The sequence below is a fragment of the Prauserella flavalba genome, assembly GCF_003202235.1.
In the GTDB taxonomy this organism is placed as follows: domain Bacteria; phylum Actinomycetota; class Actinomycetes; order Mycobacteriales; family Pseudonocardiaceae; genus Prauserella_A; species Prauserella_A flavalba.
In genome coordinates, this window is sequence record NZ_MASU01000021.1 from 71,483 (window position 1) to 84,527 (window position 13,045).

8 protein-coding genes and 2 CRISPR repeat arrays (1 of these 10 only partly in view) are annotated in these 13,045 nt (G+C 66.7%); all 8 genes read right to left on the reverse strand.

The window, feature by feature from the left end:
- Window positions 1-566: direct repeats of the CRISPR family, unit length 29 nt; unit sequence GGGATCAGCCCCGCGGGCGCGGGGACGAC; it begins 500 nt to the left of the window's first position.
- 44 nt (window positions 567-610) lie between these two features.
- From cas2e to cas3, 8 genes are read right to left on the reverse strand one after another with little or no spacing between them, the layout of a single operon-like run.
- The gene (cas2e, locus tag BA062_RS36145) at window positions 611-949 is read right to left on the reverse strand and encodes a type I-E CRISPR-associated endoribonuclease Cas2e (RefSeq protein WP_110343644.1); all 339 of its coding nucleotides are present in this window, start codon (window positions 947-949) and stop codon (window positions 611-613) included.
- A complete protein-coding gene (cas1e, locus tag BA062_RS36150; RefSeq protein WP_110343645.1) occupies window positions 946-1,944 on the reverse strand; it encodes a type I-E CRISPR-associated endonuclease Cas1e in 999 nt (332 codons plus the stop codon). The genes cas2e and cas1e overlap by 4 nt, the downstream gene beginning before the upstream one ends.
- Before the next feature lie 4 nt (window positions 1,945-1,948).
- Window positions 1,949-2,623, reverse strand: coding sequence for a type I-E CRISPR-associated protein Cas6/Cse3/CasE (cas6e, locus tag BA062_RS36155; protein ID WP_110343646.1), 675 nt, complete (start codon window positions 2,621-2,623; stop codon window positions 1,949-1,951).
- The gene (gene cas5e, locus BA062_RS36160) at window positions 2,623-3,339 is read right to left on the reverse strand and encodes a type I-E CRISPR-associated protein Cas5/CasD (protein WP_110343647.1); all 717 of its coding nucleotides are present in this window, start codon (window positions 3,337-3,339) and stop codon (window positions 2,623-2,625) included. Before cas5e ends, cas6e begins: the two co-directional genes overlap by 1 nt.
- Window positions 3,336-4,472, reverse strand: a complete 1,137-nt coding sequence (gene cas7e / locus BA062_RS36165; protein WP_110343648.1) for a type I-E CRISPR-associated protein Cas7/Cse4/CasC — start codon at window positions 4,470-4,472, stop codon at window positions 3,336-3,338. The genes cas5e and cas7e overlap by 4 nt, the downstream gene beginning before the upstream one ends.
- 11 nt (window positions 4,473-4,483) lie before the next feature.
- Window positions 4,484-5,080 carry a type I-E CRISPR-associated protein Cse2/CasB gene (casB, locus tag BA062_RS36170; protein ID WP_110343649.1) on the reverse strand — a complete coding sequence of 199 codons (597 nt, stop codon included), beginning with the start codon at window positions 5,078-5,080 and terminating at the stop codon, window positions 4,484-4,486.
- 25 nt (window positions 5,081-5,105) lie between these two features.
- The gene (gene casA, locus BA062_RS36175) at window positions 5,106-6,758 is read right to left on the reverse strand and encodes a type I-E CRISPR-associated protein Cse1/CasA (protein WP_110343650.1); all 1,653 of its coding nucleotides are present in this window, start codon (window positions 6,756-6,758) and stop codon (window positions 5,106-5,108) included.
- Entirely contained in the window at window positions 6,745-9,522 is a 2,778-nt protein-coding gene (gene cas3 / locus BA062_RS36180) for a CRISPR-associated helicase Cas3' (protein ID WP_245960189.1), read from the reverse strand. The genes casA and cas3 overlap by 14 nt, the downstream gene beginning before the upstream one ends.
- A 304-nt stretch (window positions 9,523-9,826) precedes the next feature.
- Window positions 9,827-12,906: direct repeats of the CRISPR family, unit length 29 nt; unit sequence GTCGTCCCCGCACCCGCGGGGCTGTTCCC.
- Window positions 12,907-13,045 lie beyond the last annotated feature (139 nt).

The following is a 13,045-nucleotide window of genomic DNA, read 5'->3' on the forward strand; positions in this document are numbered from 1 at the left end:
GCGGGCGCGGGGACGACCCCTTGCCCACAGCATCACCGTCCGCTGCGCTGGGATCAGCCCCGCGGGCGCGGGGACGACGAGGGCGGTGTTCTGCCCACTGGGTATGGGTCGGGATCAGCCCCGCGGGCGCGGGGACGACCATGCTGACGGCTGCTGATCGTCTTCGCGAGCGGGATCAGCCCCGCGGGCGCGGGGACGACGCTGAACGCGTCCTGCTCGTCGCCTGTCACGCGGGATCAGCCCCGCGGGCGCGGGGACGACACATCGTCGCTGATGGCGCTGGTGGCACTTTCGGGATCAGCCCCGCGGGCGCGGGGACGACCCCGCGGATCTGGTGGTGTTGGAGGGTCCGTCGGGATCAGCCCCGCGGGCGCGGGGACGACGAGAACTGGGTGGTACGGAACCCTGCTCCGGAGGGATCAGCCCCGCGGGCGCGGGGACGACCACGGCTGGAACTACGGCGGCCAGGCGAAGACGGGATCAGCCCCGCGGGCGCGGGGACGACACCCGCGAGTTCGTGCTCGACCTCGGCCGGATGGGATCAGCCCCGCGGGCGCGGGGACGACACTTGTTGACGTGCGGTTTTACGACGGTCGGTTGCGGTTTTCGTTCACTTCTGGCGGTTGCGGCGGCGTCGACTTGCTGTGCTCCATCCGGTTCTCGGCTGTCGGGTGGGTTTGGTGGGGCGGAGCATGAGTCGGATTCCTTCGAAGTCGATGGGCACCCAGTCGTGGGCGTGAACTTCGAAGGCGAGGCCTTGCTCGTTGTTGGCGGAGTACACCATGATCGCCCGCCCGGTCTTGACCATCTCGGTAACTCGTTGCCAAGCAAGCGTACGCACTCGTTTGTTGATCTTTCCAACGAACACGCCGGGCGATATTTCCAGGAGCCAGCGGGTGAGGTGACCGCGAAGTCCGACGGGACATGCGGCGACGACGATGACGGTCATGGACCCGCCCCATCATCGTCGAAGTCGTCGAACTCCCCGTAATCGCCGTACGAGGTACCCGCCGCGACGGTCCGTCCATTGGTGTCCCAGAGCATGACGACGTCCGGGTTCTCGAAGGCTTCGGGGCCGTATTCGACCGCTTCAGCTTCGTCTGGGTCTGCGAGCAGGGTCTTGATGTCACGGACACAGGTTTCCAGGAACGCTCCATCCTTCATCCGGTCGCGAACCTCGCGCCGGGTTACCGCGCCGATGTCGCCGGCGTCACGGGCGGCGATGTCGAAGGCAATGGGGATGGTGATCTCCGTTTTGTACAGGTCGGCGACGTCGTAAACAAAGGAGCGGATGTGCCCGGTGTGGATGAATCCAAGCCCAGGTGCCAGACCGAGCGCGACGATAACTGCGTGGACGACACCGTAGAGACTGGTGTTGGCCGCGGACAGGGCTTGGTTGACCGGGGTGCCGTCGTCGAAGTCGGCGGTGTTGTAGTCGCGGCCTTCCCATGGCACCCCGGTTCGGCTGGAGTGCGCGCGGTAGATTCCCCGCACTCGAGCGCCTTCGCGGCCGCGCAATTGTTGCATGGTGAGGCGGCTGGTGTCCTCGTCCGGGAATCGCATCGCGTACATTCGGCGTGCGACGCGCAGCCGTGAGGTCTGGTTGGACACGAGCGCGGCTTGCCGTTCGAGTAGACGTGACGAGTGGGTGAGGGTGCGGCCGTGGGCGTAGTAGCGGACGCCGTGTTCGCCAACCCAGACCGCGGTTGAGCCGCTCTCGGCAAGTAGCACCATGGCCTGCTGGCTGATCGTCGTGCCTGGGCCGAGGAGCAACGCTCCGAGCGTTGCTGCGGGGATGTGAACTGTGCCGCGAGTGTCCTGGGCGGTGATCGCATTCGCGTCCCGGTTCACGACGCAGTGCTCGAGGTAGAGAAAAGTGAGCCGATCTTGTGCGCGGGTCAGGTGTGAGACCGGGACAGGTCGGGCGCCGGGGATGTCGGACATGCCGTCAACCGAGCGGCGCGAGGGTCAGCAGACCGCAGCCGTAGCCTTTCCCCGACCCGATGCCGTGGGTGAGGCTGCGGCGAAACGTTGCTGCGTCCGTGATTTCGAGACGTCCCTCGAACACTGCTGTGGCGAGGGTGACTGTGCGGCCTTGCCGGGGAAAGCGCCAGACCCGCCGACCGTGGACAGCGACGTCTGGCTCCTTGTCGGCGCCGTCCAGGGTGATGGCGGGAATGCCAAAGCCGTTCCGTTCGGTGCGGCGTAGCAACCACTCGGTCTGCTGTTCGACGGTGACATGGCCGAACCGTTGTGAGCGGGTGGATTCCTCGAATTTTGGCCGACTTGACACGGGGTTGGCGGCAAGCCGGAACGCCCACTGGCTGCCGGCATCCAGACGGTTGAGCAGCGGGGTGTAATCGCGGGTCTCCCAGCCTTGAGTGGCGGGCCAGCCTGCGGTTTCGACCAGGTGCGTCAGATCGGGTCGGTGAGGGCTGACCACGTACAGCAGCGCCTGGCTACCGCGTTGGTCGATGCGCCACAGGATCCGGCCGTACTCGGTCGGTTCTCGCTGGTTGGCCGGAAACCCATGGAGAACCGCACCGTGGACCCGGTGCGGTGAGGCGAGAAGTGTCCGAGCGCCCCGGCGGGCGGTGTTGATCTCGAATCGGGTCAGGTACATCAGTTCAGCCCTTCCAACAAGACCATGGGGTCGTGCGGGTCCGGCGGGTTGCGCACCCCGTTGTGGAGCGTGTTGGGGATGGTGACGGGATAGCGGATGACGCTGCGCCAGCCGTACTGGCGGTGACGCTGGTCAAACGAGATGGGGTCGTCTCGCACGACGTCGCTACCCGGCGTTTCGAGCGGACAATCCCTGGTGACCTCGAGTGTCGCGTTCGGCTTTCCGTGGCGTTCCTGCACCCGTCTCGACGCTAGCCATTCCGCTGCGGCGAGGACTTCACCGACATCGCCATCACGCAGGCCGTGGTCGAGTTTTCCCGCGGGGGGACAGGATTTGCGACCGAGGAACAGCGGATAGACGGGGCGGCGCAACGCTGCTCGTAGGCCCTCGAGCAGCGCGAGGTCTCCTTCTACGGCGACGGCAAACACCGCGTCGGCAAGGTAGAACCGCTGCGACAGGGGCATCGACTCGGCACCGTCACGAGTACGTGCGGTCTGAAAGTCCCGTTCCACCTTGCCTGGCTGGTCGATGCGCACACCGATGCGGAGTTCGAGCAGGTCCTCCAGGGGATCGGTCCTGCGGCGCCCGGTGGCGGAGGCGAGCAAGCCGATGACACCGCTACGACTGGGCATCCGATCGGTGTTGCGACGCGTGAAACGGCTGCCGGTTCCCCACGACTGCAGCGGACCGGCGAGCCGCAGCAGTAGTGCGGTCACGCCGTCGCCGCCAAACGGCCGGCCACCAACTCGCCCAGTGCTCGCACAGTGGCGCCGATGGTGGAGCGTTCCGCGATCTCGCTCAGCGGATCGACTCGGTCGCCGCCTCCGAACGCCCACGCGGTCACCGGCCGCTCGTCGAATGCCTCGTGTTGTTCGGTGGCGTGCGTGGCCAGCCGTTGGATAGCCGTTGCGATTCGGCCCGCCTTTTCCTCAGCGGTGATAGCGTCTTCGTAAGCGCCGACCAGATTGATCGGCTGGGTCTCGCGGACGATCACCAGCACGGCATCCGGTAGGGTGCGGTTGGCGAAGGTGTTCTGCTTGCCGGTCGGCATGCTGGTGATGAAAGCCCGCGTGAAAGCTTCGACTGCGCGCCGGGTGACGTCCGTGTTGCCAAGATTCTCCTCGAGCTGGTCGACGTCGACGGTGGCATAGCGGTACAGCGTGGACGAGTTGAACTCCACGGCGCCGATCATGCCGGCACCGGCGTCCTCCTCCTCATCAGCCTTCTTGTGGTCGTCTACCGCTGTGAAGTAGTCGAACTCGGTGGCCACCTCGTGCACGCTCAGCGCGTGCGCGACCTGCGCCGCAGCCTCGACGTTCAGGTCGGTCTGGTCCGCGACCATCCGCCCGAACAGCGACACGTCGACAGAGTTCTCCTGATCGGCGCGCGTCTTCGCCTCCTTCGAAGCGATCTTCACCGCGCCGCCGTCGGCCTCGCGCGCCGCGTTGATCGCCAGCTCGGCCAGGCCGGCCACTTGACGATTGCTGAGGAACAGCAGAAACCCTGACTCCTGCGGAGCGTCCTTCTTCCTTGCGGCCGTCAGTTTGACACCGGCGGCGGCCAGCACAGCGGTGGAGAGTTCCTCCGCCCGATCGGCGAAGGACGGGTCCTGCTTGGCGATCTCATCGGCAACCAGCTCCACCACACGCTTGGTGCGTACACCGAGTTCGTTCCGGTCCAGCAGGTCGGCAAAGGCGTCCCGGGTCGCCCGCTTCCAGGCTTGGCTCGAGACACGGGCCCGGCGTGCGCCACCATAGGTAGCGGTTTTCGGGCTGCCTGTGTCATCGCGGTTGATGTTGCTCGGCGGAACGGTTTGCAGGACATGGATGTCCACGATGGTCCTCGGCATGTGCTTACCTTTCAGACGTCGGTGTTCTGGTTGGCCGGGAAATGGAAGTCCCGGCCCCACCGGAGCTTCACCGATGCGGTGCGATCGGGGTACTGCCAATGCAGCAGGTCAACGGCGAGCCGGCCGTAGTCAATCGGGACTCCGTTGGCGCGTAGCAGCTGCACGATTCCGCGGAGGTGATGAGACAGCTCGGCGAGGCTGTCCGCGGTGCCCAATGCGGCGAACCGGTGTGCTACCGAGTGCTCGACGTACTTGGTCACGTCCTTCTCGGTGATCAGCATGCGGATCGACCGGCCGAGTCGCTCTCCTCGCTTGTGCATCGGCTGGCTCTGGGACTGTTGGTGTGCCGCGTACAGTGTCATGGCCAGATGCGCGGCGGCTTCGGCGCGGGTTGGCTCATCGCTATTCGGGTCGCCGACGAATTCCTTGGCATAGGTGAAATCCAGGATGTCCAGAACACTTCCCGGAGGTCTCCCCAGACCCCGTCGGAGGCGGGCAAGTGCAGCCACACCACCCGGCCGGTTCCTCAGGTAGGCACCTTGGATATCGCTCACGCGCTTGTCAACGGTCGACTTCATCAGCTCGGTGAAGCTCACGGTTTCGGTCATCTGTCAATCCTGTCGAGTGGTGTAGCTAGGCCGCGGGCTTGTTCACTGGAGATTCTTCGGAGACACCAGCCATGGGAAGGGCCTCGCGAAGCGCGGTACGGAATCGGGCATCCGCGTGTGCGGTTGTATAGACGCGCTTGTTGTGCACACGTCCGACCCAGCTGGCCGGTGACGCGGCCCGGACCAGGTCCTGCCCTAGCCGGCCCACGGTCTCCCTGGCTGTTCGGTGCCAGCTGATCTGGCGTTCGGTCGGATCGGAGTCGGGGCCAAGCGCGCTCAGCCACTCGCGGAAAAGCGGATCCAGTGCGGCGTAGGCATCCTCGGCCGCCCTCGCCCTGGGTCCGGCCGGGTCGCCGCCGGCGGCGACCGTCAGGTCAGCGGCCAGGAAGCCCAGCGCCTTCGCGGCGTTCTCGGATGCCTCGACGCAACTCTCCGCCACGCCCTTCAATGGCTCGGCGTCGCGCGCGGCCAGGACCGCCTGGATGGACAGCGCGTCATCGATGACTTCGTCGATGACGGACTCGTTCGATCCGTAGGTGATACCGAGTGTCCTCACGCGAATGGGGTAGGTGCGATCGAGGATTTCCTCCGTGGCCAGATACCCAAGCCATTCGGTCACCGTCGCCGTCAGGCGGCGTGCGGCCTCGGCGCCCTGACCGCGGGCGTAGTCGGGTAGCATCGATGCCAGCCCGCGCCAGATCGCCCTTTCCTCATTGTGCTTCAGCGGCATGTAGACAGTCGTCTTGAACTTCTTCGACTGCGGGTCGCTGTAACGCCACGCGGAGTGGGTCTCGGTGGTGTGCATGTTCTGTGGCGCGAGCTTGTCGCCATTGCAGATCAGCACACTGATGACGGTCCCGTTCTGCGGGTTCAACCGAATCCGACGGCTCTGCCACGTGAACAGGGCCACCGGCCCGGCCGGTTTCAGGAACTCGGGATCTTGTTCGCCTGGACCGAGCGGCGGCCTTTCCCAGCTTGGTACGTCCACCACGCTGGTATGGTTGCTGATCTCGTGCGGGATCAGGTTGAGCAGCAACGTGTCTCTGAGCGTGCGTCCCTCTGGCAGCAGCCCACCGAGCTGGCCACACCAGGACACACCGATCGGGTAGCCCCTTCCTCCCTTCACACGGTCGTCACCGACGGCGCCGGACTTGATTCCGGAAGGGTCGAACGCCTGGCAATGCACCAACCATCGCGCGGCCTCGGCGTAGCTCAGCGACAGATCCTTGGCAAGCCGCGTCGTGAAGAACGAACGCCCGTTGGGCACGTCCGCGACCAGCTTGCTCAGATCCGACCACTCGCCCTTGGCAGTGCGTAGGCCGGCGACCTGCATGAACGGCGTAGTCTCATGGAAGAGCTCGAACCGATCCCGGTTCCGGTTGAGATAGCCCTCGATGGTGTCCATCGGCAACGATTCCGCTTCCCAGAGCGCCTCCCAGTACTCCACTGTCGATGGGCCGCGCAACGCGCCATGCAGAACGGCAAGGAGGACGCGGGTCAGGGCGAACACCTGCGTCGGAACGTCGCCAACAAGCCCGGCCAGCTGGCTCGATCGCCGTAATACGTCCACAAGCGACAGTTCGGAGGTTTCGCCGTTCTGGTCGCGCGCGAGAAGCCATGGCTGCTCGATCAAGTTGAAACTTGGCAGCTCCGAGGTGCTTGTGTCAGATTCGATCATGAACCAGTCCTCGCCGGAGGTCGTAGGTGAGACGGTAGTCGTTCAGCTTCGCCTGCCGGTGCTGGTCAAGAACCAGAACGAGCTGCCCGGTGAGCTGAGGGGTCTTGTCGAAGCTGGTGAATCTGCTGGCTTCGAGTTCGCGAATGACGTCGTCGATCACGCCACTGTGGCTCAGTGCGTAGGGGAGCCGGAGGCTGCAGGCCGCGACGACGCGCGCCAGCCGGTAAGGCACAGGCCCGTCGAGAGGGAGTTGCGCTCCACCATGCCTCACCCAGTCAGGCACGAGCAGGCCGCCGTCGACGTCGCGTTGCACGATGAGAACCTCAAGCGATTCCTCGCCATCGCGTACCTGAGCCAGGCCTTGCGGGCTGTCGTCGTCCACGTCGCCGACTCCGGCCCGGACCCAGCCGCACAGATCGTCAGCGGCATCGGACTCACCGAGGAGGAAGTCGCCAGCGGCACGTCGACGTTGCTGAGCGCGATCAGCCGCAATGCGCTCGGCCACGGCCAGCTTCGGTTGCCAAGACTTCGGCCCGACGGGTGTGTGGCCATAAGCGGCGTGCACCAGCGGTGCGATGTCATGCGGCACAGACAATGTATCGCGGCCGTGAAGGATCGCCGCGGCACGCAGAAGCGGATACTCGCCGTAAACCTTGCGAGATTCCGGCACGGCCACGACCGGACCTGTATTCCAGTCGAGCACACCGACGAGCGCACAACGTGGCTGCCGCACCGGTGTGGGACGGGCACGTCGATGGCGGTGCAACCGACCTAGCCGCTGGAGGACGAGATCGGCCGGCGCCAGGTCGGTCACCATGAGGTCGAAATCGATGTCGAGGGACTGTTCAACGACCTGTGATGCAACGACGATGTGTATGTCGGGCCGTTCGCATTCGCCAAGCGGTGACCCGAACCTCCGCAACAGATCCCGGTCCTTCTCGGCTCTGTCGCAGGCGAGAAATCGGGCGTGGTTTATGGTCACAGCGTCCACGCCGAACGTCGCCGACAGGTGCTCCGCGGTCTCCTGCACGCGAGTTACCGTGTTCCGAATGACGACGGCGCACCCACCTTCGGAGAGGTGCCTGCTGAGGTACTCGGTCAGCATGTCGAGGTCGTCCCCAATTCTGTCCAACTGCACCGAGCTGGCCGGCTCGGGCAGCGGCAGAACGACAGATTGAAGACCAGTACCCGAGACTTGCGGGTAGCCGTCGGCGAGCGCGCCGGGGGTTTCCCGCCCGCGGCCCGTGTCGTAGGCCTGCAGCAACTCGCTCCGGCGATCCGGCGGAAGCGTCGCCGACAGGAGAACGACCGGAACGCGGTACGCACCAAGCCAGTGCAGGACGCGATGCAGATACTGTGACATGTAGACGTCGTAGGCGTGCACCTCGTCGATGATCACGACTTTGCCTGCCAGCGCGAGGTGCCGCAGCATCAAGTGCCTGCTTTTCAGCCCAGCGAACAACACCTGGTCGATCGTGCCGACCACGAACGCCGCGAGCACCGACTTCTTCCGGCCGGAGAACCACGCGTGGACAATCGCTGCCTCGTCGTCACCGACACAGCCGTACCGTCCTCTGTGCACCATGCCGGCGAACTCGTCGTTGAGATGCGCCTTGCCGTGGGCGAGCCGTAACGAGACCGCCCTGCCGTCCGAACTCCCGGGGAGTCTGTCGAGCCATCGGCGCACCCGGGAGAACATGGCGTCAGTGGTCGCCTGCGTGGGTAGCGCGATGAACACCCCGTCCGCGCCGCTGCGTCCGGCCAGCGCCTCAGCAGCCAGTAGGGCGGCCTCGGTCTTGCCGGACCCCATCGGTGCCTCGATTACGAGCATTCCTGGCTCGCCCTGCGCCACGGCGGCGTTGACCGCGGCTCGCTGAATCGGGTTCAGCGAAGCGTCAGGATAGCCGAACCTGTCCTGGAACAACTGGTCCCGATCGTCCGGTATCGGTTGAGCGGACCATTGCGCCGGTAGCGCCAAGCTCGACCATCCGTACTCCAACCGTTCCCGCGTTCTGTCATCATCCGGTTTCTCGGGCTCCCTGGAAAGGGCTTCGACCGGACGAAGCGGAAACAACTCGTCGTTCGAGGCGATCCAGTCGGCAATGATCACGATCGCTGTGAGTAACGCCTGGCTCGGCAGACTCAACCGCACATTTCGATAACGCGCGAGTACCTCGCGGCCCCCGATCCGGTCAGTGGCGCGGTCAAGCAGGAACCAGCGCAGTCGATGCCATACGCCCGTCCCTGCCAGGTCCGCTCGATCCCTGGCCAGGCTGAGCTGCGCACGTTCCGGCGGAACACCGTGATGGCTACCGACTACGGAGGCCAGCTGCGCAGCCATGCTTTTCCGGCGAGCAAACCCCAGGTCGTCGACCATCCAGTCCCGTACCGCCAGGTGTCCGATAATCGCATGGCCGACTTCGCGACGTTTGGGGTCGCTCGCGAGCGCAGGCTTGTAATCGAGACCGTATCGATCCATGTATCCGGCAAGGTCGTTGACCTGTACGCTGAATGCCGGAGAAACCTTACCGACATCGTGGACGCCGGCAAGCCAACTCGTCAGGACACGAACGCCGGCGATTCCATCCGGTAGCTCAGACGAAATTCGAGCGATTATCTGCGGTGAGACCCATGATTGAATGAGCTTCTCGGCGACCGCCATCGCGTCGTCCAGGTGCTGGTACAGCGGGTTCCATGCGACGCAACGACCAGTATCGTCGCGCGCGGCTTTACCCCAGGCCGACAACCAGGCACGGTCATCCACTGTGCACTCCCCAGCATCCGAATGTCTACACATCGCTTGGGAGTTCACGGCCGTTACCGGGGATGCTGCGTTGCCCGGGGTGCACGAGCTGCGTGCATGCTCACGGTGTACGTGCGCGAGCCGTAACGCCTGGCACGGGCGGTCGATACCAGGCGAGTCGCGGCTGGCGTGGCGGTGGCGGTGGCCGTGCATCGGCCCGTCGCAACGGGGCCGGACTCCGGGAGGTATTCAGATCGATACGGGGCCTGCGGCCAAAGTGAATGAAAATCGCACCCATCCGCTGTAACATCGCAGGTCAGCAAGTGTCGTCCCCGCACCCGCGGGGCTGTTCCCGCCTGATCAGTCACGGGAAGACTCCTCGGTAAGTCGTCCCCGCACCCGCGGGGCTGTTCCCCCATCGCACCGGAGATCGGACAGGAGCGAGAAGTCGTCCCCGCACCCGCGGGGCTGTTCCCGTCGTCACCACTTGGGCCAGGCTCATCGTCGAGTCGTCCCCGCACCCGCGGGGCTGTTCCCTCGCCGACCTCCTCCGTGAGAATGGCAAGCCAGTCGTCCCCGCACCCGCGGGGCTGTTCCCTCCGGCACGCGGTCCTCGTCGACCGTGCCGAGGTCGTCCCCGCACCCGCGGGGCTGTTCCGCCCTCCAAGAGCTCGGCGTCAATGCCGAGCGCGTCGTCCCCGCACCCGCGGGGCTGTTCCCGGTCACAGGACCCGCGGTCAAACCGAGGATCGGTCGTCCCCGCACCCGCGGGGCTGTTCCCCGGCACGGCACGTTCCGCACACCTGGGTGGAAGTCGTCCCCGCACCCGCGGGGCTGTTCCCTTCGGCGACGACAACTCGTCCGGGTTCATGTTGTCGTCCCCGCACCCGCGGGGCTGTTCCCCCGGGGGTTCAGGCGGTCACGCAGGTCAACGGGTCGTCCCCGCACCCGCGGGGCTGTTCCCGAAGGAGCTCCTCATCGACCTCGGCTGGACACGTCGTCCCCGCACCCGCGGGGCTGTTCCCGCAACTCCGCCGAGCAAGTCGACTGCCCCGCCGTCGTCCCCGCACCCGCGGGGCTGTTCCCTGCCCACCCGGCAGCGTGCTGCGTAACACTGGGTCGTCCCCGCACCCGCGGGGCTGTTCCCGGTCCCCAGATCAAACCCAGGGACAACAGGCCGTCGTCCCCGCACCCGCGGGGCTGTTCCCCTGACCGTCGACCAGCGGGCCCGTGTTGCGGTAGTCGTCCCCGCACCCGCGGGGCTGTTCCCGGCGCCTCAAACTCCTCAGTGACTGAGTACGTGTCGTCCCCGCACCCGCGGGGCTGTTCCCGGGGCGGCGGCCTCCAGCGCGTGCTGGTAGACGTCGTCCCCGCACCCGCGGGGCTGTTCCCTCCCCAACCCGACCATGACGATTCTTCGCGAAGTCGTCCCCGCACCCGCGGGGCTGTTCCCTTCGTCAGCAGGAACGACCCCAGGGCGCCGACGTCGTCCCCGCACCCGCGGGGCTGTTCCCTGAGCCCACGACCTGCGGCCCGAGAAGAACTCGTCGTCCCCGCACCCGCGGGGCTGTTCCCGTGACGTTGTCGCGGCGCATCATTCGGGCCGTGTCGTCCCCGCACCCGCGGGGCTGTTCCCAGCCAAGCTCGACAGGGAGACGGAAGAGATCAGTCGTCCCCGCACCCGCGGGGCTGTTCCCTTCTCCGCTGCTTCGAAGACCGGTGAGTCGGGGTCGTCCCCGCACCCGCGGGGCTGTTCCCGCAACAAGGCTCTTGACGAGGCCGATCGTCTTGTCGTCCCCGCACCCGCGGGGCTGTTCCGTTTTCCCATGCAACGCCACATCAACGAACCATGTCGTCCCCGCACCCGCGGGGCTGTTCCCTCCGTGGACTTCGGCATCCACTTCGACAGCTGGTCGTCCCCGCACCCGCGGGGCTGTTCCGTCCAGTCGATCCGTCCCCGCGCGACCCCGTCGGTCGTCCCCGCACCCGCGGGGCTGTTCCCATCCCGGTCAGCGAAAGACCCGCCGCTAGGCCGTCGTCCCCGCACCCGCGGGGCTGTTCCCAGGTGCGATCCGGCGACGAACTCCGCGGTGAAGTCGTCCCCGCACCCGCGGGGCTGTTCCCGCCCGTGTCGATCGACGCTGACACCATCTGGTGTCGTCCCCGCACCCGCGGGGCTGTTCCCTCGCCAGCGGCCACCCGCTTGGCCAGCTCGTCGTCGTCCCCGCACCCGCGGGGCTGTTCCCGAAAAGCACTGCGATCAGGGCCACGTAGGAAAGTCGTCCCCGCACCCGCGGGGCTGTTCCCACCCGCAGCGACCGGCCCGTGGGTGACACGTAGTCGTCCCCGCACCCGCGGGGCTGTTCCCGCGCCGAGGATCTTCGACGCCCGCGCACCGGGGTCGTCCCCGCACCCGCGGGGCTGTTCCCTCGGGGTCTTCGAGGTCGAACAGCGAAAGGCCGTCGTCCCCGCACCCGCGGGGCTGTTCCCTCGGGGTCTTCGAGGTCGAACAGCGAAAGGCCGTCGTCCCCGCACCCGCGGGGCTGTTCCCACCACCACGACGGCGAGGGCGGTACGACGGACGTCGTCCCCGCACCCGCGGGGCTGTTCCCACCGTGCACGTCATCGGTCTTCTCCCCCCTCGGTCGTCCCCGCACCCGCGGGGCTGTTCCCGAGAACTACACGATCCTCTGTACCGCCCTGGCGTCGTCCCCGCACCCGCGGGGCTGTTCCCACTGGCACGCCGCTTGTCTTGTCGACCATCTCGTCGTCCCCGCACCCGCGGGGCTGTTCCCTCTTGGCGTGGACTCGGATGGACGACGAATACGTCGTCCCCGCACCCGCGGGGCTGTTCCCGCCCAAAGCATCACTGTTCGGCGGTCGGTTTGGTCGTCCCCGCACCCGCGGGGCTGTTCCCTCGATCGTGTCGCCGGCCTGTCGGCGTGCCAGGTCGTCCCCGCACCCGCGGGGCTGTTCCCAGCTGGGCGGCGTCCTCGGCCAGGTCAGCCCGGTCGTCCCCGCACCCGCGGGGCTGTTCCCGGACGTTCGAGAAGGACGGCCAGCGCCGATCGGTCGTCCCCGCACCCGCGGGGCTGTTCCCTGAACTGCTAGTGCTCGGATTAGCTACGCCTAGTCGTCCCCGCACCCGCGGGGCTGTTCCCGGTGGGTGTGACCTCACCCAGTGTGGTTTTCAGTCGTCCCCGCACCCGCGGGGCTGTTCCCACGCGCAGCTTGTACCGGGGCAGCGCAGCCCTGTCGTCCCCGCACCCGCGGGGCTGTTCCCGACCAGCTGACTGAGGCGCAGGTGGAGTTGCAGTCGTCCCCGCACCCGCGGGGCTGTTCCCATATCCGGCCACCCGTCCGGCAGATTCGGGTGGTCGTCCCCGCGCCCGCGGGGCTGTTCCCATCGTGACCACCGCGCCGACAGTGCGCGAGTCTGGTTCTGAGGTCGCCGCTTAACTGGAGTGGTACCGCGGAAAAGGCGTGTCGCCAAGGGGCCTCACACAACGTGGCTGGTCTGTTCCGTTCTTGAGAATGTGGTGGG